Annotated in this window: 21 protein-coding genes and 2 tRNA genes; 7 read left to right on the top strand and 16 right to left on the bottom strand. The window is 65.4% G+C overall.

Features of this window, described 5'->3' with window-relative positions; translation table 11 throughout:
• Position 1: 1 nt before the first annotated feature.
• From clpX to EF294_RS15955, 5 genes are all read right to left on the bottom strand, one after another.
• Positions 2–1,282, bottom strand: coding sequence for an ATP-dependent Clp protease ATP-binding subunit ClpX (clpX, locus tag EF294_RS15935; RefSeq protein ID WP_006371265.1), 1,281 nt, complete (start codon positions 1,280–1,282; stop codon positions 2–4).
• A 282-nt stretch (positions 1,283–1,564) separates the two neighbouring features.
• The gene (locus EF294_RS15940) at positions 1,565–2,254 is read right to left on the bottom strand and encodes an ATP-dependent Clp protease proteolytic subunit (RefSeq protein WP_123931839.1); all 690 of its coding nucleotides are present in this window, start codon (positions 2,252–2,254) and stop codon (positions 1,565–1,567) included.
• Between the two features lie 56 nt (positions 2,255–2,310).
• Positions 2,311–2,889, bottom strand: a complete 579-nt coding sequence (locus EF294_RS15945; protein WP_123931950.1) for an ATP-dependent Clp protease proteolytic subunit — start codon at positions 2,887–2,889, stop codon at positions 2,311–2,313.
• A 382-nt stretch (positions 2,890–3,271) separates the two neighbouring features.
• Entirely contained in the window at positions 3,272–4,705 is a 1,434-nt protein-coding gene (tig, locus tag EF294_RS15950) for a trigger factor (protein WP_123931841.1), read from the bottom strand.
• A gap of 96 nt (positions 4,706–4,801) precedes the next feature.
• Positions 4,802–4,875, bottom strand: a tRNA-Pro gene (locus EF294_RS15955).
• A 230-nt stretch (positions 4,876–5,105) separates the two neighbouring features.
• Between EF294_RS15955 and EF294_RS15960 the strand changes: the two genes are divergently transcribed.
• Positions 5,106–5,176: transfer RNA gene (locus EF294_RS15960), tRNA-Gly, on the top strand.
• A 205-nt stretch (positions 5,177–5,381) separates the two neighbouring features.
• Here the strand turns inward: EF294_RS15960 and EF294_RS22570 are convergent.
• Entirely contained in the window at positions 5,382–5,639 is a 258-nt protein-coding gene (locus EF294_RS22570) for a hypothetical protein (RefSeq protein WP_342774355.1), read from the bottom strand.
• A 600-nt stretch (positions 5,640–6,239) separates the two neighbouring features.
• Here EF294_RS22570 and EF294_RS21510 point away from each other — a divergent pair.
• From EF294_RS21510 to EF294_RS15985, 3 genes are all read left to right on the top strand, one after another.
• Positions 6,240–6,644: a hypothetical protein gene (locus EF294_RS21510; protein ID WP_185091117.1), complete on the top strand. Its 405-nt coding sequence runs from the start codon at positions 6,240–6,242 to the stop codon at positions 6,642–6,644.
• A 749-nt stretch (positions 6,645–7,393) separates the two neighbouring features.
• The gene (locus EF294_RS15980) at positions 7,394–7,594 is read left to right on the top strand and encodes a hypothetical protein (RefSeq protein WP_123931843.1); all 201 of its coding nucleotides are present in this window, start codon (positions 7,394–7,396) and stop codon (positions 7,592–7,594) included.
• Positions 7,595–7,817: 223 nt separating this feature from the next.
• Positions 7,818–8,492, top strand: a complete 675-nt coding sequence (locus tag EF294_RS15985; RefSeq protein WP_123931844.1) for a L,D-transpeptidase — start codon at positions 7,818–7,820, stop codon at positions 8,490–8,492.
• A gap of 75 nt (positions 8,493–8,567) precedes the next feature.
• Here EF294_RS15985 and sthA read toward each other — a convergent pair whose 3' ends face one another.
• From sthA to EF294_RS16010, 5 genes are all read right to left on the bottom strand, one after another.
• Complete coding sequence (gene sthA, locus EF294_RS15990) at positions 8,568–10,016, bottom strand: Si-specific NAD(P)(+) transhydrogenase (RefSeq protein ID WP_123931846.1); 1,449 nt, start codon at positions 10,014–10,016, stop codon at positions 8,568–8,570.
• A gap of 121 nt (positions 10,017–10,137) precedes the next feature.
• Entirely contained in the window at positions 10,138–11,043 is a 906-nt protein-coding gene (locus EF294_RS15995; RefSeq protein WP_123931848.1) for a PE-PPE domain-containing protein, read from the bottom strand.
• Positions 11,044–11,459: 416 nt separating this feature from the next.
• Entirely contained in the window at positions 11,460–12,263 is an 804-nt protein-coding gene (locus EF294_RS16000; protein WP_123931850.1) for an Fpg/Nei family DNA glycosylase, read from the bottom strand.
• Positions 12,264–12,320: 57 nt separating this feature from the next.
• A complete protein-coding gene (locus EF294_RS16005) occupies positions 12,321–12,794 on the bottom strand; it encodes a ribose-5-phosphate isomerase (protein WP_123931852.1) in 474 nt (157 codons plus the stop codon).
• A 130-nt stretch (positions 12,795–12,924) separates the two neighbouring features.
• The gene (locus EF294_RS16010) at positions 12,925–13,530 is read right to left on the bottom strand and encodes a mycothiol-dependent nitroreductase Rv2466c family protein (RefSeq protein ID WP_123931855.1); all 606 of its coding nucleotides are present in this window, start codon (positions 13,528–13,530) and stop codon (positions 12,925–12,927) included.
• A gap of 167 nt (positions 13,531–13,697) precedes the next feature.
• On the opposite strand from EF294_RS16010, the gene pepN reads away from it, so the two are divergent.
• Positions 13,698–16,310 (top strand): aminopeptidase N, encoded by a 2,613-nt coding sequence (gene pepN, locus EF294_RS16015; protein WP_123931857.1) that lies wholly within the window; start codon positions 13,698–13,700, stop codon positions 16,308–16,310.
• Positions 16,311–16,333: 23 nt separating this feature from the next.
• Here the strand turns inward: pepN and EF294_RS16020 are convergent, their stop codons facing one another.
• Together EF294_RS16020 and EF294_RS16025 are read right to left on the bottom strand one after the other, a co-directional pair.
• Positions 16,334–17,029: a response regulator gene (locus tag EF294_RS16020; protein ID WP_123931859.1), complete on the bottom strand. Its 696-nt coding sequence runs from the start codon at positions 17,027–17,029 to the stop codon at positions 16,334–16,336.
• Positions 17,030–17,045: 16 nt separating this feature from the next.
• On the bottom strand, positions 17,046–18,617 hold the full coding sequence (locus EF294_RS16025; protein WP_123931861.1) for a sensor histidine kinase: 1,572 nt from the start codon (positions 18,615–18,617) through the stop codon (positions 17,046–17,048).
• A 204-nt stretch (positions 18,618–18,821) separates the two neighbouring features.
• On the opposite strand from EF294_RS16025, the gene EF294_RS16030 reads away from it, so the two are divergent.
• Positions 18,822–20,225, top strand: coding sequence for a cation:dicarboxylate symporter family transporter (locus tag EF294_RS16030; RefSeq protein WP_123931863.1), 1,404 nt, complete (start codon positions 18,822–18,824; stop codon positions 20,223–20,225).
• 238 nt (positions 20,226–20,463) lie between these two features.
• Here the strand turns inward: EF294_RS16030 and EF294_RS16035 are convergent, their stop codons facing one another.
• The 3 genes from EF294_RS16035 to EF294_RS16045 all read right to left on the bottom strand — a co-directional run bounded on the left by EF294_RS16035 (position 20,464) and on the right by EF294_RS16045 (position 22,050).
• On the bottom strand, positions 20,464–20,970 hold the full coding sequence (locus tag EF294_RS16035; RefSeq protein WP_425459443.1) for a DUF5130 domain-containing protein: 507 nt from the start codon (positions 20,968–20,970) through the stop codon (positions 20,464–20,466).
• Positions 20,957–21,205, bottom strand: a complete 249-nt coding sequence (gene ctaJ / locus EF294_RS16040) for an aa3-type cytochrome oxidase subunit CtaJ (RefSeq protein ID WP_185091125.1) — start codon at positions 21,203–21,205, stop codon at positions 20,957–20,959. Before ctaJ ends, EF294_RS16035 begins: the two co-directional genes overlap by 14 nt.
• Before the next feature lie 206 nt (positions 21,206–21,411).
• Positions 21,412–22,050: an HNH endonuclease gene (locus tag EF294_RS16045; RefSeq protein WP_123931954.1), complete on the bottom strand. Its 639-nt coding sequence runs from the start codon at positions 22,048–22,050 to the stop codon at positions 21,412–21,414.
• Positions 22,051–22,288: 238 nt separating this feature from the next.
• On the opposite strand from EF294_RS16045, the gene EF294_RS16050 reads away from it, so the two are divergent.
• Entirely contained in the window at positions 22,289–22,705 is a 417-nt protein-coding gene (locus EF294_RS16050) for a globin (protein ID WP_123931867.1), read from the top strand.
• Positions 22,706–22,757: the final 52 nt, after the last annotated feature.

Genomic DNA, 22,757 nt, shown 5'->3' on the forward strand with positions numbered 1-22,757 from the left:
CTCAGGCGCTCTTGTCGCGCCGTTCGTCGTCACTCTCGGCGCGCGGAACGATCGTGGGGAGCACGTTGTCGTTCACCGTCTCGGCGGTGACAACGACCTTCTCGACGTCAGTCCGACTGGGGATGTCGTACATGACCGGGAGCAGGACCTCTTCCATGATCGCGCGAAGACCGCGAGCCCCGGTACCGCGATGGATGGCCTGGTCGGCAATCGCCTCGAGCGCGTCGGCACTGAACTCGAGTTCGACGTTGTCCATCTCGAAGAGCTTGGTGTACTGCTTGACAAGCGCGTTCTTGGGTTCGGACAGGATCGACACAAGCGATTCCTTGTCCAGATTGGTCACCGACGCGATGATCGGCAGACGACCGATGAACTCCGGGATCAGCCCGAACTTGATGAGATCCTCGGGCATCACCTCGGCGAAGTGATCGGTGACATCCACGTCATTCTTGGAGGCCACCTCGTTGCCGAAACCGATGCCGCGCTTGCCGATTCGCTCGGAGATCACCTTCTCCAGGCCGGCGAAGGCGCCCGCCACGATGAACAACACATTCGTGGTGTCGATCTGAATGAACTCCTGGTGCGGATGCTTGCGACCGCCTTGCGGCGGCACCGAGGCCTGCGTCCCCTCGAGGATCTTCAGCAGCGCCTGCTGCACGCCCTCACCGGATACATCGCGCGTGATCGACGGATTTTCGCTCTTGCGGGCGATCTTATCGACCTCGTCGATATAGATGATGCCGGTCTCGGCGCGCTTGACGTCGTAGTCAGCGGCCTGGATGAGCTTGAGGAGGATGTTCTCGACGTCTTCTCCGACGTACCCGGCCTCGGTGAGCGCCGTGGCATCGGCGATCGCGAACGGAACGTTGAGCATCTTGGCGAGCGTTTGCGCGAGGTAGGTCTTGCCGCAACCGGTCGGGCCGAGCATGAGGATGTTGGACTTCATCAGCTCGACGGTCTCACCGCCACGAGCCTCTTTCTTCTCTCCGGCCTGAATGCGCTTGTAGTGGTTGTAGACCGCCACCGCGAGCGTGCGCTTGGCCGTGTCCTGACCGATCACATAGTTCTCGAGAAACTCCTTGATCTCGGCGGGCTTGGGCAGCTCGTCGAGCTTGACGTCGCCGTTCTCGGCGAGTTCTTCCTCGATGATCTCGTTACACAGGTCGATGCACTCGTCGCAGATGTACACGCCGGGACCGGCGATGAGCTTTTTGACCTGCTTCTGGCTCTTTCCGCAGAAGGAGCACTTCAGCAGATCGCCACCGTCTCCGATTCGTGCCATCGTGTGCTGTACCTACTTCCTCGATGTTGCCTGGCTGCCGGGGGTCGTCGCCGCCACCGGATCGGCGACGATGGGGCAGGCGCGGCGCGGACTATCATGGCGTGCGGCCCATACCGTGCTCGAACGGGCTAGCCACGAGTGCTCGCCCTTCCGACGGTACCCGCGGATGCCCGTTACTTCGACCGCTTGGGCCAAATGTCGCGAGAATGTCGTCCGGTCGGCCGCCCGAGACATTCCCCGACGGCTCGACCGCACCATGAGCGTGCCGGTGATGGACACCGGCTATTTCTTCATAGACTTCTTGCGGTAATCGAACACTTCATCCACGATGCCGTACTCTTTCGCGGCCTCGGCAGTAAGGATGTTGTCCCGATCGGTGTCCTTGCGGATCTTTTCGGCCGGTTGGCCGGTGTGCGAGGCGAGGATCTCGTCAAGACGGTTACGGATGCGCTCGATCTCGGCCGCCTGGATCTCGAGGTCGGAGACCTGTCCCTGATAGGCACCACCGGTGCGTGGCTGGTGGATCAAGATCGTCGCGTTCGGCAGGGCCGCGCGCTTGCCGGGCGTACCGCCGGCGAGCAGGATCGCCGCCGCCGAGGCCGCCTCACCCAGGCACACCGTCACGATGTCGCAGTGCACGTATTGCATCGTGTCGTAGATGGCCAGCATGTCGGGAACGCTGCCGCCCGGCGAGTTGATGTACATGGTGATGTCGCGGTCGGGGTCCTGCGACTCGAGCACCAGTAGCTGCGACATCACGTCGTTGGCCACGGTCTGGTCGATGGGCGTACCGACGAACACGATCCGCTCCTCGAACAGCTTCGAGTACGGGTCATACTGGCGCACCCCGTTGGGGGTGTGCTCGATGAACGAGGGGAAAATGTAGCGCGCCTCGATGCTCTTGAGGGCCAACGCCGACGCAGGGATTCCGGCGGCCACATCGGCCGGCAATGAGTCGTACTGGTGAGTCATGGTCTGCTCCGTGAAGGGTGGTGGTGACGGGATGGGCTCGGCTGCTGGGCGAAGGGCTACTGCGAACCGATCGCGGCGCGGGAGATCACGTGGTCGACGAGACCGTAGTCCCGGGCCTCGACCGCAGTGAACCACTTGTCGCGGTCGGCGTCGGCCTCGATCTTCTCCAGCGGCTGGCCACTGAACTCGGCGTTGAGCCGGTTCATCTCCTTCTTGGTCGCCGCGAACTGCTCGGCCTGAATGGCGATGTCGGCGGCGGTACCGCCGATACCCGCCGAGGGCTGATGCATCATGATCCGCGCGTGCGGCAGCGCGTGCCGCTTGCCCTTGGCGCCTGCGGCCAGCAGGAACTGACCCATCGACGCAGCCATCCCCATCGCATAGGTGGCCACATCGCATTCGGCAAGCTGCATCGTGTCGAAGATCGCCATGCCTGCGGTCACCGACCCACCGGGTGAGTTGATGTAGAGGTGGATGTCCTTGGTCGGGTCTTCGGCGGCGAGTAGCAGAATCTGCGCGCACAGCCGGTTGGCGATGTCGTCGTCAACCTGCGTACCGAGGAAGATGATGCGCTCACGCAGCAGTCGTTCGAACACCGAATCGGTGAGATTGAGCCCGGCAACTCCCGAGCTCATCAGAGGAGTGCGGCTCATCGAAGGGATGTCATCAGTGGGCTTGCTCACGATTCCTACCTTTACCTGTCGGTGTGGTGCCGGGTCGGGGGCAACCCAACCGGCGTTGTGCGGGTCTGCTCGACTCGCACCCGTTGCGTTGATGCTCGTTACTTGCTTCTCGTTCACCGGTGCCATCTACCGCATCGGCTGTTGTTGGTCCCATCCCGGAATCTGTTGTTCGGCGTATCCGTTCCGGCGTTGTCACCGACACTAACCAATGCAGTGCGTCCGGCACTCCCGGCGGCGCCGTACTTCGCTCACAGCAGAACACGGCCCGCCTCGGCATGTCAGACACGAACAGCCGGAGTCCATCGCTGGAATCCGGCTGTTCGTGGCGAAGAGATCAGGCGTCTGCGCCCTCGGCGTCTGCGCTCTTGGCGTTGTCGGCGTCGGCGGAGTCCGAGCTCTCTACGCCACTGGTGGCTGCCTCGTCGGCGGCGGCCGAATCGTCCACCTCGTCCTCACCGAAAAACTCTGCGAGGTCGATCGAGTTACCGTCGGAGTCGGTGACGCTGAACTTCCGGATGACGTCACCGAGCGCCTTGTTGCGGCGGACGTCGGCGTAGACCGCACCGAGCTGGTTGGCCTGCGTCATCTGCTGGATGAAGTCCTGCGGCGCGATCCCGTAGCGCTGTGCCGAGAAGAGAATCTGCTGCGTCAGCTCATCCTGACCGACAACGGTCTCGAGCTCATCGGCGATCGCGTCGAGCAGCAGCTCGGTGCGCACGGACTTCTCCGCGCTCTCGCGGGCCTCGGCTTCGAATGCCTCGCGTGTGGTGCCCTGCGCCTCGAGCAGCTGGGCGAACACCGCCTCGTCGTGACCGATGCTGTGCAGCACCTGCTCGAGCTGCGACTCGACCTGCGACTCGACCACCTTCTCCGGCAGCGGGACGTCGACCTTGGCGAGGAGTTCCTCGACCACGGCGTCGCGGATCTGGTTGGCCTGCTCGAGCTTCTTGGACTGATCGACGCGCTCGGCGAGCGAGGCCCGCAGTTCGTCCACGGTGTCGAACTCGCTGGCCATCTGCGCGAAGTCGTCGTCGAGTTCCGGCAGTTCACGCTCCTTGACGGTGTTGACCGTCACCGTCACCTGCGCTTCTTCCCCGGCATGGTCGCCGGCGACGAGCTTGGTGGTGAAGACCTTCGACTCTCCGGCCTTGAGACCGACGAGGGCTTCGTCGAGTCCGTCGACGAGGTCACCGGAACCCACCTCGTGCGAAAGTCCCTCGGTGGATGCCTCCTCGACTTCCTCGCCATCCACACTGGCTGCCAGGTCGATGGACACCATGTCACCGTTCTGGGCGGCTCGATCGACACCGGCCAGGGTGCCGAAGCGGCTCCGCAGTTGCTCGATTTGCTCGTCGACGGCGTTCTCGTCGTCGACGACGGCGGGCACCTCGACCGAGAGGGTCGAGAAGTCCGGCAGATCGAGCTCGGGACGAACGTCGACCTCGGCCGAGAAGGTGATCGTCTCACCGTACTTGAGCTCCTCGAGATCGATCTCGGGCTGACCAATCGCCTTGGTATCGGTCTCGGCGACGGCCTGACTGTACTTGCCCGGCAGCGCATCGTTGACGACCTGCGCGAGGATCGAGTCGCGTCCGACGCGGGCCTCGATCAGCTTGGCCGGCGCCTTGCCCGGACGGAATCCGGGGATCCGGATCTGCTGGGCCAAGGACCTGAACGCCCGATCGAAATCGCCCGAGAGCTCCTCGAACGGTACTTCCACGTTGAGCTTCACCCGGGTGGGGCTCAGCTGCTCGACGGTGCTCTTCACGCTTGGAATGCTCCTATTTCTCGCGTTGCGGACGTCATGTGCGTCATGGCCCGTTCTGACGGGCCCGGCCGTTGCTGTCGTTCGGTCGGTACAGAGTCGGGATGACAGGATTTGAACCTGCGACCCTCCGCTCCCAAAGCGGATGCGCTACCAAGCTGCGCCACATCCCGGCGCCCGCATCGCGGCAACACCACCGGGGTGGGATGCGCGGACAGGACCGACCGATGATCTTACGGGTCACCGTCCATCGGACGAAACCCGGCCACCCGGATCGCCCTGCGCATGATCTCTCGGATTCGCGACAGAGGGGCGATTTCGGTTCGGGCACACCGAGCAGGTACAGTCTCATGGGCACCACAGCGGGTTCCGGCAACACCGGAAAGCACCGCTGCCGGGGCACGCGGGTGTAGCTCAATGGTAGAGCCCTAGTCTTCCAAACTAGCTACGCGGGTTCGATTCCCGTCACCCGCTCGCGATCACCAGAGCCCGGCACGCCATACGTGCCGGGCTCTCGGCATCTGGCCTCGCGAGCGTCTTGCCCGCCTGGTCTCTCACGTCAGCGACGGGACTCGATGATCCCGCTGCAGACGGGGGTAGTCCATTACAGCGGCTCGGTCACCGACGCCGGGTGTGGTGACGATCTTGCCGATGTGGCAGTTCACCCTCACCACCGAGGTCACGAGTTCCGCGCCATCTCGTCGTTGGTGAACCCCCGACCGATGAGGCCGAGAACGGTCGGCTCCCGCGAGGTCAGACCGTCGGGCGCCGCCTGCGGTGCGGTAGGTCCGAGCGCCCGGCGATAGGTGTCGATGACACGCGCGGACACCGCTGGGTCGAGGACACGCGCGGACACCGCGGGGTCGAGGGCCGCCGCGCCGTGCGCCACAAGCCGCACCGCCCTGATGAGCTCCTCGGTCGGTGAAGCCTTGAACACGAACCCCGGCGGACCGCAATGCCCGGGAACAGCAGTTGCTCGTCACAGAAGATGGAGAGAACCAACACCGGCGTCGACACTCGAGGGCTTTCGAGTTCGTCGCGGCGGCGTCGCGTTGCCTGCGCTCCCGCGATACTGCACATCCGGAGGTCGATCACGACGACGCCGGGTCGGAGCCGGAGGACCACGTCAGGCATCTCCTCGCCATCGGAGTATTCGGCGCAGTTACCACCTCCAAGCCGTCCCATTGCCTCAGGATGCGTCGTGGTCCTGCCCGCACCAGGCCCTGGTCACTGTCCACGGCAGCCCGGCCCATCACCGCTGCTCGCTCACCGGCGCACCGTTTGGCCGGACCATCTACCCTGACCCGACAATCATTGGTGGATAACGCATCTCGCCAATCCCCTGTCGATCATCAGCGACAGCGACAAGACCGGCATCGGAGCTTGCGACCGCCGCGACCGGAATTGAGACATCCGCACACCAGTGTCGGTCGACCACTCTCGCCACGAAGGTACCTCCGCAGTTGTCGACGCGAGCAGCCATCCTCACGAGCCCGGAGCCACCGCGCGCCCGGCGCGTGCCGTGCCGCGTTCGACAATGATTGTAGACGACGCGATAGACGGCCAATCCGGTTCCACCGGTGATTGTTTCGGCATACTCAACAATCTCGGATTCGAAATCGACTCCGGCCCTGCGGATTCTGTCGGCGAGGTCGGCAAGGTCGGCGAGGTCGGCGAGGTCGGCAAGGTCGGCGAATCCCGGATGCGAGGTGGACGACTCGGCGTCGCTGGTGCGCAGCACCTCCACCGTGCGCGGCACGTCCTGCATCGCCGCGTGGCCCACCCGTTCGGCGCCGACGATCAGGACGTTCACGCCCCCGCGGCGATGACCCCGGCAAGCCCGCCACCGATCACAGTCGCCGACCGGACGATCATCGACATGATGGCCTCCCGCCGGATGGCCACCGCGGCGAAGATCGTTGCACATCGTGGGAGCAACTGAGTGGGCACATCGAGCTCAACCGGAACCTGCCAGAACTACGCCACCGGCGCGAGCACCATGTCCGCCGCCGTCGGAATCCACTGCGTACCGGACGGGTAAACGACAACGCTGCGCGACCGCCGCGACGGCGAGTGTGAAATACACCGAGGTTCCAGATCAGCACGTCACTGGTTGGGTAATCGAATCCGACGATCACCCGGGCATGCCGGTGGTGTACCTCCAACCGGCGCATTCGCCCCGCGCGTCGCCGCCGACGCGTTGGCACATCCATCCGCCCTCGGAGGTCCCCTCCACCCCGCGTGGGTCAACAAAGATCCTTCCCGTGCGCTGACCAGAAAACTCGATCTCCAGAGCGTGCGGGGTACCCGGATTGACCGGCTACCCCGGACGAGGATCACCCATGCTGATCTGCCGATCGCCGCCGCCAGCCTCATCACCCACTTCTGGCTCGCGCACTGACCTGATGACATGAACTTCCGTAGCCGTGAAACCGACATCACCTAGGCACCACCAGAGAATCGCGCACGTTCGGCGCGCCGACCCCGACCGTCGCGGATGCGCACGGCACCCCTGTCGTCGATGCCACGACTGCCGGGTGCGACCCGACCGGCGGCGGTTTGCGCATGACCGCATCGACCGAGCACCACCGACCCGGTGCTCACCAAAGTCACCGAGCAGCCCCGCAGGCAGCACACGGCACTGCTGCCGTCCTTCCATCGCAGCTCGGTCTCGCGCGGTGCACAGATACGATGGCACCGACCCCGGAAAAGCGTCTCGGTCGCCGGCCGACCCATCGCCGGGTCCGCGTCGATCGCATCGCCCGGGCGATCACCTCGACGTCATCAGCGACGGTCTCGATCCACCTGTTGGCGGCGGCGATCGGACTGGTCCCCGCGTTGGACCATCTCGGTGACAGGTTCGCCGGGTTGCCGGCTCCCAGCACCTACTGATGTCGCATGAGGTGGGGACAGGGGCCGGCTTATGTGACCGCAATCACACTGACTGCTTCCGGCGCGCTCACCTGAGGTTTCCAGATGCCGGATCGCGACTACACGACGGTGACCTAGCCTGATCGCCCAATGGCCTTTGGCCGCATGACAACAGTTGTGTAACGATGGTGCCTGCGCCCCGGGGGTGCGCCCGGATGTCCCACAAGCAAAGGTTTCCACTTCCGTGTTGAACACCACAAACTCACCTCGCCGTCGTCGCGGCATGAGCCGCCTCGTGGCCATCGTCCTCGGCGTGATCGCTGTGGCCCTTGCGCTGCCGGGCATGGCTCAGGCCGCCCCCGTCACGATCATCCCCGGACTACCGCCGGTCCAGATCCCGTCGATCCCGGGTCTGCCGACTCCGCCGGCCGCCCCGCCGTCGACGACCACCACCACTCCGGAAACCCCCGGAGTCCCCGCGGAGCCGAACGTCTCGACCCCGACCGGTTGGGTGGCCCTCGCCCAGGATTCGACGCACACCATCTACTGGTGGAAGGACGGCACCTTCGTCAAGTCGATGCCGATTTCGATGGGCTCTGAAGCCCACCCGACCCCGAACGGCGTGTACCACACCAAGGAGAAGTACCGCGACATGTACATGGACTCCTCGACTTACGGAGTCCCCGTCGATTCGCCCGGTGGGTACCGCACCTACGTCGAGTACGCGACCCGCATGTCCTGGGACGGGATTTTCATCCATGCCGCTCCGTGGTCACTCGAACAGCAGGGTCACAGCAATGTCAGCCATGGGTGCATCAACGTGAGCACCGAGAACGGCAAGTGGGTCTACGACACCATCGGTCGCGGCACCCCGATCGTCGTTCGCGGCACCGTCGGCGGCCAGTACACCGGCGACTGACCACTCACCGCTCCTCGTACCGATGAAGGGCCGGCCCCTCTGGGCCGGCCCTTCGTCGTCTGCGCGCTGATCGAGTCAGGCCACCGGCGCTGACACGTCGAGATCCAGCGACCGCCCCTGGGCGCGCACCCGCGCGATCGCCCGCATCTTGTTCGACGCATCGAGTGCGGCCACCTTGTACCCCTCGGCCAACGTCGGGTAGTTGAACACTGCATCAACGAGGTAGTCGACGGTGCCGCCGAGACCCATCACGGTCTGACCGATGTGGACCAGTTCGGCGGCATTCGACCCGAAGGCGTGCACGCCGAGCAGCGTACGGTCCTCGGCGTGCACGAGAAGCTTGAGCAAACCGTAGGAATCCCCCATGATGGCTCCGCGCGCGAGCTCGCGGTAACGGGCCACACCCACCTCGAACGGGATGTTGTCGGTGGTCAGTTGATCCTCGGTCCGGCCGACGAAGCTGATCTCGGGAATCGCGTAGATCCCGATGGGTTGCAGATCGGTCGAGGTGTGCCCGACCGGCTCGCCGAAGGCGTGATAGGCCGCGCGGCGTCCCTGCTCCATCGAGGTGGCGGCCAGCGCCGGGAATCCGATGATGTCGCCGACGGCATAGATGTGCCCGACCTCGGTGCGGAAATGCTCGTCGACCTTCAGCCGCCCGCGGTTGTCGGCGGTGAGCCCCGCGGCCTCGACCGCAAGCTCGTCGGAAACACCTTGACGCCCTGCGGAATACAAGACGGTGTCGGCCGGGATCTGTTTTCCCGATTCCAGGATGGTCAGGGTCCCGGAGGGGTGGGTCTCGACGGTGCGGACATGCTCGCCGAAACGGAAGGTGACGCCACGTTCCCGAAGCTGATACTGCAGGGCCTCGATGATCTCCCGGTCACAGAAGTCGAGCATGGCCGGGCGCTGCTCGATCACGGTGACCTTGGTGCCCAGTGCCGCGAACATCGACGCATACTCGATGCCGATCACCCCGGCGCCGACCACCACCATCGATCCCGGAACGCGGTCGAGTTCGAGGATCTGATCGGAGTCGACGACGGTCTCCCCGTCGAAGTCGACCGACGACGGCCGCGCCGGGCGGGTGCCGACCGCGATGACGAAGTGGTCGGCGGATACGTGTTTGAGGTCTCCTGTGGCATCCTCGATCGCGATCTCGTGCGGGCCGGTGAAGGTCGCGCTGCCGATGAGCGTGGCCACGCCGTTGCGGGTCAGCTGACTCTGGATGACGTCGATCTCCTTGCCGACGACGTGCATCGTCCGTGCGGTGAGATCGGCCACGGTGATGTCGGTCTTGAGTCGGTACGACTGTCCGTAGAGCTCTCGCTGGTTCAGGCCGGTCAGATAGAGCACGGCCTCTCGGAGGGTTTTCGAAGGGATGGTGCCGGTGTTGATACACACGCCGCCCATCATGTGTTTGCGTTCGACGACCGCGGCGCGTTTGCCGAGTTTGGCCGCGGCGATCGCCGCCTTCTGACCTGCCGGTCCTGACCCGATGACGATGATGTCGTAATGATCCACCGTGGATCCTTCGCTCGATGTGTCCGTGGCTCGGCGGAATATCGGTCACCGCAGGTGATCGATATACCGCCCGGACAAGTGTCACCCAGGTCGACTGATCCCACGACTCGAGCGGAAGCCTTTAGGCCACCCAGTCGGCCGGGCCCAGGGTGAAAGTGGCCTGCACCTGCATCCATTGGGCCAGCGCCTCACAGCCGGTGGTCAGTGGATCGGTCACCGAGTTCCGGCGGTAAGGCTCCTCGTGATAAGCGGTGTGCCTACCGCCGACCCGATTGCGAATGACCATTCCGCGCCAGGAGATCACACCGGGCAGATAGCCGCGGACTTCCCGCCATGCCAAACCCAACCGTTCGACGTCGCGCAACCACTGCGCAGGTCGCAATGAGGTTGCCCCGGCATTCTGAAAGGAGTTGCTGCGCACCATTTTCCACGTCTGTGACAACCAGCGTCGGGGAGTGGCGAGCGCGAGGGTTTCGGTGAGATCGGCGATATCGCGGACGAACGAATCCCGCGAGGCGTTGCAGATCATGTCCTCGGGGGCGCCGACCCACCAGACCGGGATTCGCTCGGGGATCGCCGGACCCGGCCCGGCCACTCCCCACCCGTCGCATCCCGCAACCACTCCGGGCGGCTGATGGGGGTCGGCGACGAATCCAACCGCCCCGACACGGCTCAGCGCGCGTATGTCGGCACGTGCATCGAGATCGGCCAGCAGGCGTCGGATCACCACCGCGCCCTGTGAGTAGCCGATCATCATCACCGGTCCGACGACCGCGTGCAAAGCCGCGGCCAGTGCGCGTTCCCCGGCGGCGACGCTATCGGCGTAGCTGATCCCCGAAAGATGAGGTGCCGGACCGTAACTCGCCGGGTAACCCACCCATCGGGTGTCGAACCGGTCATCGAGGGCATCGGTGACGCCCGAGAGCAGCCCGGTGACCTCGGTGCGGGTGTCTCCGTCGTAGGACTCGCCGGTTCCGCCGACCACCAGGACCGTCACCGCGTGCACCGGGTCTGCGTGCGCTGTCATCACTCCATCGTCGTGGTGGTCGATGAGAGGTGCCGGACAGTCGGCTGAGGGCCGGGTAAGAGTTGGACGATCGTGCTGTGATGCCTGGTCATCGCCATGCCAAAGGCACCCAACAGCACCTGGATTCCGGTTGCGTCACACATCTGTAACGCGAGCACTGGCTGAGAACGAGCACGGTCGCGAACCATCGACGATCACCATCGCCGGGAAGGACGGGGAAGGCGGTACCAATGTCGTTCGCACGTCTGCGTGAACGCTTCCTACCCCTCCGGACGCAACCACCGTCGGCTCTACGAACGCATCGCCCTGATGGTCGTCCGGAACCCAGCGCGCCGAGCTGCTCGTCATCGCGCAGCCTCACGAAAAGTCGCTGACCCTCAAGCACCTCGCCCGCTGACGCACCGCCGGTATGGCCGTTACCGCTGACAGCGGCGACACCAGTACAGATTTCGACCCACGAGTTCGGTGGTCGCGATCGGGGTTCGGCAGATCCGACAGGCGTCTCCGCTGCGCCGGTACACATAGGTGCGTGGCCGATCCGGTGCGTACGACCCCGGCCCGTGGTCGTCCTCCGGCCGAATCACGTGAATTCGCCCGCGCCGCACACCGATTCGCATGAGGTCAACGAGGTCGGCCCAGATCTCGTCGAAGGCTTCCCGATCGACGGTGCGCCCGGCCCGCATCGGGTCGAGACGTGCACGGAAAAGGACCTCGGCGCGATAAACGTTGCCGACGCCGGCCATCACCTTCTGATCCATCAACAGAGCGCCGATCGGTCGTGACGAGCGGCGGATTGCCTGCCACGCACGCTCCGGATCGGCGTCGGACCGTAGTGGGTCCGGGCCGAGCCTCGCGACGAGGTCCTCGAGGTCGGCCGGCGTGTACAACTCGCACGCGGTCGGCCCACGCAGATCGGTGCCCACCTCGTCTCCGACGATCCGCATCCGGACCGCTCCGACGGGCGCCCCCATCGGCACCGCCAATTCGGTGAACGAACCATAAAGCCCGAGGTGGACGTGCAGCAGTTGGGTCCGCTTACCGTCGCGGTAGCGTTGAATGAGGTGTTTACCCCACGCCTGAGCACGGTGGAACTCCATGCCGTCGACCACCGCGGCACCCTCGGCAAATCGGCCTTGCGGACTCGACACCCGAGTCCGTTGCCCGCCGAAGAGCTTCTGTTGACGACGGGCGAGGCGATGCAGGGTATGCCCCTCAGGCATCGACGACCACCGTCACCGAACTCGCCGGTGCTGTCACCGTCACCGGGAATGCCGCGCTCAGGACTCTCCGACGGCCGGCGCCACACCCGTATTCTCGAACTCCGAGAGGATGTCGATGCGACGCTGGTGGCGCGGTTCCTCCGACCACTTCGCCGCCAGAAAGGCGTCGACGATCGCCAGCGCCTGCTCGGTGGTGTGCATCCGTCCACCGATCCCCATCAACTGCGCGTTGTTGTGCTGGCGAGCGAGCTGGGCGGTCTCCACGCTCCACGCGAGTGCACACCGCGCACCGGGCACCTTGTTCGCGGCGATCTGTTCACCGTTTCCACTGCCGCCGAGCACGATACCGAGGCTGCCCGGATCGGCCACCACCTTCTCCGCTGCGGCGATGCAGAACGCCGGATAATCGTCGACGGCGTCGTAGACGTGCGCTCCGCAGTCAATCACCTCATGACCGTTGGATCGCAGATGCTCGGCGATAGCCGTCTTGAGTTCGAAGCCGGCATGATCTCCACCCACGTATACGCGCATGCGCCTCACTATAGATCCCGCCCACCTGCGATTCCGGTGCCGGGTGAGGACCGGGTCATCGTCAGCCCGAACGACTCCGCCACCGACGACCGAGGAGAGTCGTCGAGGCGGAGCGCACGCTCCGAGGCGGTCAGTCGAACTCAGGGTTCTCGTTACGAGAGCGCTTGAGTTCGAAGAAGTGTGGATAGGACGCCAGTGCCACCGCGCCGTCCCACACCGTGCCCGCGGTCTCCCCACGCGGGATACGCGAGAGCACGGGACCGAAGAAGGCCACATCGTTGATGTGGATGGTCGGCGTGCCGACGTCGTCGCCGACCTTGTCCATCCCGCGGTGATGGCTCTCCCGGATCGCCTCGTCGAACTCGGTGGAGTCGGCGGCGGCGGCGAGTGTCGGATCGAGATCGAGTTCGGTGAGCGACTCGGCGATCACCACGTCGAGATCCTTGTTCTGTCCGTTGTGGATACGAGTACCCATCGCGGTGTAGAGCGGATTGAGGATCGACTCACCCTTTGCCGAGGCCGCGGCGGCGATCACGCGGACCGGCTTCCATGCCTGCTTGAGGCCCTCGCGGTAGCTGTCGGGAATCTCGCGCCCCTCGTTGAGCACGGCCAGGCTCATGAGGTGGAAAGTGACGTCGATGTCGCGCACCTTCTCGACCTCGAGAATCCACCGCGAGGTGATCCAGCACCATGGACATAGCGGATCGAACCAGAAATCCACACGATCCTTCGACATAGGTCTTCCCTTCTTTCGACAATTTCCGGACACCCCTCTGCTCACATCGGGCGCGCGGCGAACTCGGCACACTCAACCTGCGGGCGGCCGAGCCCATTCCCTGCGATCCTGCTCCCCCGGCGTCGGGTCGGCACCCCCGATTGTCGCCGAGCACTAAGCTGGCCACTGTGACTGCCCCTAATCTGACCCGTGATCAGGCCCGTGAGCGCGCCGCCACCGTCGAGGTGTCCCACTACGCCATCGACCTCGATCTCACTGACGGCAACGGCGCGCCGGGCGCCACCACCTTCGCCTCCACCACGACGGTGACCTTCACCGCCACGGAAGGCGCATCGACCATCATCGATCTCGTTGCGCCGACCCTGCGCTCGGCAACGCTCAACGGCACCGAACTCGACGTCACCGACTTCGACGAGTCCGTCGGCATCGAATTGCCTGGGCTTGCCGCCGAGAACACCCTGACCGTGGTGGCCGACTGCGCATATTCGAACACCGGCGAAGGCCTCCACCGCTTCGTCGATCCCACCGATGACTCGGTGTACCTGTATTCGCAGTTCGAAACCGCCGACGCCAAGCGGATGTTCGCGTGTTTCGACCAGCCCGATCTCAAGGCCACCTACACGCTGACGGTGACCGCACCCACCGATTGGAAGGTGATCTCCAACGCGCCTGAGATCAACACCGTAGCAGCCGAACCCGGCGTACACCGCTTCGGTGAGACGCCGACGATGAGCACCTACCTCGTGGCCCTGATCGCCGGTCCCTACGCCGAATGGACCGACTCCTACACCGACGAGCACGGCACCATCCCCCTGGGGATCTACTGCCGGGCCTCGCTGGCGGAGTTCATGGACGCCGACCGGTTGTTCACCGAGACCAAGCAGGGATTCGCGTTCTACCACAAGAACTTCGGCATCCCCTACGCCTTCGGTAAGTACGATCAGCTCTTCGTTCCGGAGTTCAACGCGGGCGCCATGGAGAACGCCGGAGCGGTGACCTTCCTGGAGGACTACGTCTTCCGGTCCCGCGTCACCAACTATCTCTACGAACGCCGGGCCGAAACCGTCCTGCACGAGATGGCCCACATGTGGTTCGGCGATCTCGTCACCATGAAATGGTGGGATGACCTGTGGCTCAACGAATCCTTCGCCACGTTCGCGTCGGTGCTGTGCCAGGCGGAGGCGACCGAGTACACCAGTGCCTGGACCACCTTCGCCAACGTCGAGAAGTCGTGGGCCTACCGGCAGGACCAGTTGCCCTCGACGCATCCGGTGGCCGCCGACATCCCCGACATCGCCGCGGTCGAGGTGAACTTCGACGGCATCACCTACGCCAAGGGCGCGTCGGTACTCAAGCAACTCGTCGCCTACGTCGGACTCGAGGACTTCCTCGCCGGTCTCCGTGACTACTTCTCGGCGCACCGCTTCGGTAACGCAACCTTCGCCGATCTCCTTGCCGCACTGGAGAAATCTTCGGGCCGCGACCTGTCCGACTGGGGCGGGCAGTGGCTCAAGACCACCGGGATCAACGTGTTGCGCCCAGACTTCGAGCTCGACGATTCGGGCGCATTCACCCGGTTCACGATCGTGCAGGACGGCGCGGTCCCGGGCGCGGGTGGCGCCGACAATTCGTCGGCGGTAGGCGCGACAAGGGTGCACCGCCTGCGGGTCGGCATCTATGACGACGGCGACTCGGGCGCGTTGACCCGTACCCACAGCGTCGAACTCGACGTCGAGGGCGAACGCACCGACGTCGCCGATCTGCTCGGCGTCCACCGCGGCAAGCTGATCCTGATCAACGACGACGACCTCACCTACGCCTCGGTGCGGCTCGACCCCGACTCGTTGTTGACTGCGACCACCCGGATCGGCGACATCAGCGACTCGATGCCGCGCACCCTGGTGTGGTCGGCGGCGTGGGAGATGACCCGTCAGGCCGAGATGGCCGCCCGCGACTTCGTCGAGCTGGTCGAGCGCGGGATCGCTGCCGAAACCGAGATCGGGGTTGTCCAGCGAGTGCTGTTGCAGGCCACCACCGCCATCGAGTCCTATGCCGACCCGACGTGGGCCGAAGAGACCGGGCGTTCCGGCTTCTCGGCGCGACTGCTCGAACTCGCCCGCGCCGCCGAACCCGGCTCGGACCACCAGTTGGCCTTTGTCAATACTCTGTTGGCCGGCGCCCTCGACGACGACCAGGTCGGCGTGGCCAAAGGCTTGCTCGACGGTGACGACCCAGGGGCGCACGGACTGTCCGGACTCACCATCGATACCGACCTGCGGTGGCGCCTGGTAATCGCACTGGCCACCGCGGGCGCCATCGACACCGACCCCGGCTCGACCCCGGTCATCGATGCCGAGGCCGAGCGCGACAACACCGCCGCCGGTGCCCGGCAGGCCGCGACGGCCCGTGCCGCCCGTCCGCTTGCGCAGGCGAAGGCCGACGCCTGGGCCCAGGCCGTCGACGACGATTCGGCCTCGAACATCTTCACCCGATCGGTCGTCGCAGGCTTCGCCCGACCCGGTCAGGGTGCACTTCTGGGCGAGTACGTCGCGAAGTTCTTCAACGCCGTGCCCGGCGTGTGGTCGCGACGCTCGAGCGAGGTCGCACAGACCGTGGTGGTCGGGCTCTACCCGTCGTGGGAGTTCAGTGAGGCCGGTCTCGCCGCCGCCGATGAGTTCCTGGTCGGCGATCATCCCGCCGCGCTCAAGCGTCTCATCGCCGAAGGCCGTGCGGGAGTGGAACGTTCACTACGTGCCCGGGCGTTTGACGCTAAGCGGTGACCATGCGGCCGACGGCCAAATACTCAGCGCGACCGCCAGACGTAGCGGATCTGCGGTCGACCGGTGTTGCCGTACTCGGTGACCCGGTCGACCGTGCCGTCGTCGGCGAGACGTTCCAGGTAGCGCCAGGCCGTCACCCGTGAGCTACCGATCGCTCCGGCGACCTCCGAGGCGGTCAGACCGCCGCCGCTGTCGCGGATGGCACGCCCGACGGCGTCCTCGGTGTCCGGGGCGCGCCCCGGGGCAGCGGTACGCCGGCTGTCGGCGGTGCGTAGGTTCGCCAACGCACGATCGATGTCGCGTTGACTCACCGCGTCTCCCCCACCGGTCAGTGCCTCGCGGTAGCTGCGGTACTGCCGGATCTTCTCACCGAATGCCGCGAAGGTGAACGGCTTGATGAGATAGAGCAGCACACCGTGGGCCATCGCGCTACGAACCGAATCCAGGTCTCGTTGCGCGGTGATCGCGATGATGTCAGGCGACGGGACGATGCCCGACAATGCCGAGGCGAGCGAGATGCCGCTCGCGTCGGGCAGACCGAGGTCGAGCAGGACGAGATCGACGGGGTGAGCGCCGTCTGCGGCCGTGGCAGCCCGGCGCAGCGCCTCTTGCGCGGTGGCCGCATGGGCGACGACGTCGAATCCGCCGATCCGGGAAAGATAGTCGACGTGTGCGGCGGCGATCACCCGGTCGTCCTCGACAACGAGCACCCGGATCATCTCGTCCCTGCTCGCATCATCTGAACCTCCCGGCGTTCGGTTCGGTCGGTGTCGACGCCTGCCCGCCGGCCGTGATCTCCACGCTGATCACCGAGCCGTAGGTGTTCTCCGCTCGGATCGTACCGCCGTGCAGGTGCACGACCTGCGCCACCAACGCGAGACCAAGTCCGCGGCCGGCCGTGTCGCCACCGGCTTTCGTCGAGTAACCGCGGCGTCGCGCTCGAGCGAACTCGGCGGGAGTCATGCCGGGCCCGGAATCGGCGACGACCAGGTGCACATGGGCAGCGTCGCCGATGACAGTCACCTCGACCCACGGATCGGACGGCTCGACGGCGTCGAGCGCGTTGTCGATCAGATTGCCCACCACGGTGATCATCTCACCGGCCGAAAGGATCTGCGTCGCATGGTCATCGACCATCGAGTCCTCGGTCAGAGTCAGTTCGACACCGCGTTCTGCAGCCTGTGCCGTCTTGCCCAGTAACAATGCCGCCAGCGTCGGCTCGACCACAGCGTCACCGACCCGATCGACGAGTTTCTGGGAGAGCTCGAGGTTCTCGGTGGCCATGCGTACGGCGTCGGCCGACCGTCCCATCTCGATCAACGCCACGATCGTGTGGAGGCGATTCGCCGACTCGTGTGCCTGCGACCGCAGCGCCTCGGCGAAGCGTGTCATCGAGTCGAGTTCACCCATCGCCTCGGCCACCTCGGTGCGGTCGCGGATGGTGATCACCGCGGCATCCCGATCGGGCACGGGTGACCGATTCACCATCAGCACTCGCCCTCCCTCAGCGACGAGAACGTCGCGCAAAGGTTCGGTGCCCGACGTCATGAACTCCGGGATACGATGTGGCTCTTCGGTTCCCAGCAGACGACGCGCCTCGTCGTTGACGAGTACCGGCCGCGACGAATCGACGACGACGAGTCCCTCACGGACCGCATGAAGGACCGCGTCGTGATGGTCGTACATCACCCGCAACTCCGTCGGAGTGAGTCCACCGGTATGCCGAAGCAGACGCCGACGGATCGCCCACAACCCGACCAACGCAATCACCAACGCGGCGCCGCCGATGGCGCCGATGAGCGGGAGTTGCCTCACCCAGTCCTCGGTCAACGTCGACTGGGTGATGCCCGCGGCCACCGCGCCGACGACGGTGCCGTCGCCGGCGCGGACCGGAGCGATGGTGCGGACCGACGGACCGAGTGTGCCGGTGTAGATCTCGGTGAACGTCTGCCCCCGCAGGGCCGGTTCGATGGTACCCAGGTAGTGACCACCGATGAACCGGGGATCGGTGTGGGTGTAGCGGATGCCGCGGGTGTTCATGATCGTGATGAACGCGATGCCGGTGGCCAGCCGGATCTGCTCGGTGACCGGTTGTAGCTGCGTCGTCGGGTCCGGCGAGGTGACTGCCGCGGCGGTCGACGGCGCGTCGGCGATACTCACCGCCACCGCGGTCACCTGCTCCCGCGCCGCACGATTCGCGTCGGCGCGGGCATCGACGACCGCGAGCAGGCTGCCCACCACGACGATCGCGATGACCACCGCGACCTGCAATGCGACTGCCTGCCCGGCCAGCGACCGTACCCTCACCCGTGCGCCTCCTCGTTCTCCGCCACCCGGCCCCAACCTGACACATGGTGCCGTACCGGCGCACTCACATTGCCCGATCGAGGTGGTCCACGCCACTGAACGAAATGAACTCAATGGTGACCGGGGTCACCGTGACGCCGAAGAATTCTCGGTCAGCACCTCCCATCGCCGTATGCGAGGGCGGGACGAGAAAGGAGTCACTTGATGAATATCAGGTCAAACGCGGCGGCCACCGCCGATTTCCCGGCCATCCAGCGCAAGAAGCGGGACCGTACTCATTGGCTTTACCTCTCGGTGATCATCGCGGTGGTCGCCGGCGTGGCCGTCGGGTTGATCTGGCCGGAGGTGGGCAAGGACATCGGCGTGCTGGGGACGATGTTCGTCGCCCTCATCAAGATGATGATCGCGCCGGTGATCTTCTGCACCATCGTCCTGGGCATCGGATCGGTCCGCAAGGCCGCCACCGTCGGCAAGGTCGGCGGCCTGGCCTTCGTCTACTTTCTGGTGATGTCGACCGTCGCCCTGGCCATCGGCCTGGTGGTGGGCAACCTCATCAAGCCCGGCACCGGTCTCAACATCTCGGCGGTCGCCGGTCAAGGCGCAGAGCTGGCGGAGAAGGCACACGAATCGGGCGGCACGATGGCATTTGTCGAGGGCATCATTCCCACCTCGCTGCTGTCGTCGCTCACCGAGGGCAGCGTGCTGCAAGCCCTGTTCGTAGCGTTGCTCGTCGGCTTCGCCATCCAGGCCATGGGGCGCACGGGCGAGCCCATCCTCACCGCGGTGGCCTACGTCCAGAAACTGGTCTTCAAGATCCTCACCATGATCCTGTGGGTCGCCCCGATCGGCGCCTTCGGCGCGATCGCCAACGTCGTGGGCCAGACCGGCTGGGCTGCGGTGGGCCAACTACTGGTACTCATGGCCGCGTTCTATCTGACCTGCCTGGTGTTCGTGTTCGGTGTACTGGGAGCGCTGCTCAAGACCTCCGCCGGGGTGTCGATCTTCAAGCTGGTCCGGTATCTGGCCCGCGAGTACCTCCTCATCTTCGCAACCTCGTCGTCGGAGTCCGCGCTGCCCCGGCTGATCGCCAAGATGGAACACCTCGGTGTCGAGAAGTCGACCGTCGGTGTCGTCGTGCCGACCGGATATTCGTTCAATCTCGACGGCACCGCGATCTACCTGACCATGGCCTCGCTGTTCATCGCAGACGCCATGGGTGATCCGTTGTCGATCTCGGAACAGATCGGTCTCCTGGTATTCATGATCATCGCCTCCAAGGGCGCCGCCGGCGTCAGCGGCGCCGGCCTGGCCACCTTGGCCGGCGGGCTACAGGCCCACCGACCGGAGATGCTCGACGGCGTCGGCCTCATCGTCGGGATCGACCGCTTCATGTCGGAGGCGCGTGCGGTCACCAACTTCTCCGGTAACGCCGTGGCCACCCTGCTCGTCGGCTCGTGGACCGGAACCGTCAACAAGGCGCGGGTCGACGAGGTGCTCGCCGGCCGCGCCCCGTTCAACGAACAAGACATGGTCGACGAGGAACCGATCGACCGGCCACGCACCCACGACGACACCCTCGTCACCGAGAAGGAATTTGCCGCACGCTGAAGGCCGATTGGCACATCATCAGGAACCACGAGAACCCGGCGCCGTTCACTCACACCAGGGGTGAGCGGCGCCGGTTCCGTACGTACATGGCGCGCACGGACCGTACATGGCGGCCGGGGTGCACGGGCGGTCCGATACGCGCAGACGCCCGGCTTCCGGCTCGACACCTACCGAAAACGCCGATGCGGGGCTCTCGGAGGAGAGCCCCGCATCGGCGAGAAGAAGCGAGATCCGGTGATCAGGAAGGAGCGGCAGCAGTCGCGACGACGTGCAGTGCGGCGATCAGCCCGTCGATGAGTTGACCCGAGCGGAAGCTGCCGATCGCGGCGGTCACACCGAGCTGGGCGACCCGATCGTTGACCCTGTCGGCCACCCGCGCACCCGAGACAACAACGACGTCATGGGTGTTGGGCGACACAGCGATCAGAGCACCGTGGGCAGGTTCGGGAGCATGGGCGAGGACCGCGCGCGCATCGGCGACGGCATCCTCACCGAGCTCACCGATATAGACCGAGAATCGCACGAGAGCCTTCTCGCTGGCGGCCTTGAGCGCGTCGTCAAGGTCGATCAGATCCCGCTGCGAGAACGGCGGGGTGCTCGGTGACTGACCGGGGAACCTGGTCGCCGAGACCCGACCACTGTTGGTGATCACGGTTCCCATGGGGAGCGCGGTGGTCGGCGACAGCTTGACGTTGCCCTGCGGGGCGCCGGGTGTGCCTGCCTGAGTCACTTCACCACTTGCCACTGGCCGAGCCTCCATCCGTATCGGTCGGTCCCGCGTGGTGCGGCAGTGCCATCGGCTCGATCTCGGTGGCGCTGAACAGCAAGGGCTGACGCGTCCAGGCCTGGTCGAGCGTGTACTCCTGCACCTTCGGGTATTTCGGGCCGGACGAAAGCATCATCGAGACGACGCAGAGCACGACCATCACGACACAGATGACCGTGACCACGACTCCGATACCGACCATGGCGCTATCCATGACATCCTTTCGATCGGTGTTCCTCGAACGGCCAAAAACCGCCCGCACCACCAGGTTGTGTGATCAATCTAGCCCACCGGCGCGTGTGCGTCCCAGCGGGGCCTACAACGTGTCGTAGATGATGCGGCGGACTCCGACCGAGCCGATGCGGCGGACTCCGACCGAGCCGATGCGGCGGACTCCGTCCACGAGAAGCGTGCGGCTTGTCAGGCCGCCCCTGCGTCGATGTACTGGACCCACGCCGGATCGATTTCCTTGATCGTGGCCAGCAGTCGCCAGTGCCGCCCCTTGGGGGCGGTGAGCGGGGTGTGCAGGGTCCAGCCGAGTTCGCTGAGTAGGCGGTCAGCCTTGCGGTGATTGCAGCTCGCGCAGCAGGCCACGCAGTTCTCCCAGGAGTGCCCACCGCCACGGCTTCGGGGAAGTACGTGGTCGATCGTGGTGGCCTTGGCCCCGCAATAGCCGCAGCGGGAGTGGTCCCGATGCATCAATGCCGCCCTGGTCATCGGGGTGACCGCACGATAGGACACGCGGACGTAGGTCCGCAGCCTGATCACCGATGGGATCGGGACCGTACGTGCCGCGGAATGCACAGCCCTGCCCGGGGCCGCGGCGTGGACCACGTCGGCGCGTTCACGCAGGACGAGAATGATCGCCCGGCGCAGGGAGATCGCGGTCAGCGGCTCGTAGGTCGCGTTGAGCAGCAGAACGCGGCGGCGTCCCCACGGTCCCGCAGCCGGACGGGACGCGTCGGCAACATCAGGCTTCTGGGTGACCTCCGGGGCGGTGGACACCGGGCTCTCCTGGGCTGGGCGCAGCGACCGGGGCTCGCCGCGCAACACCGTCACATCGCGAACTTGCCGTTGGCTCCTGCGTGTCATCCCGCCTCCCGTACGCGCGCCGGACGTGTCAAGTGGAACACGATGAGCGCTGTCGTGCACGACAAATCTCGGGTGCCGACGCAGGTCACTTGCATGAACAATGGATGTCGGTACAGGCCACCGACCTCCGATACCCACGGTGTCCACCACCGGTGGGCACGCGTGAGGTTTGAGACCTCCGGCGCCGGTGGAGGACACTGGTGGGGTGAGTGCCTCCCAGCCCGTGCCCGCACCCGAGAGCCGATCCTTCTATGACGAGGTCGGCGGTGCCGATACCTTCGCCCGCCTGACCCACACCTTCTACTCCGAGGTCGCCAAAGACGAGATACTCCGTCCGCTCTATCCCGAAGAAGACCTCGAACCGGCCGAACGCCGACTCCGCATGTTCCTCGAACAGTACTGGGGTGGGCCGCGAACCTATTCCGAGGAACGCGGCCATCCACGGTTACGGATGCGGCACCACCCCTACAAGATCGGACCGATCGAACGCGATGCCTGGCTGCGCTGTATGCACACCGCGATCGCGGAGATCGACTCGCAGACTCTCGACGACGAACATCGCCGTGCGCTCACCGACTACATGGAAATGGCTGCACAGTCGATGGTGAATTCACCGTTCTGACCAACGCCCCACCCTCGGCGCTCGCATCGGCGACTCGCCGCACGGACCTGCA

The organism is Gordonia oryzae (assembly GCF_003797185.1).
Lineage (GTDB): Bacteria > Actinomycetota > Actinomycetes > Mycobacteriales > Mycobacteriaceae > Gordonia > Gordonia oryzae.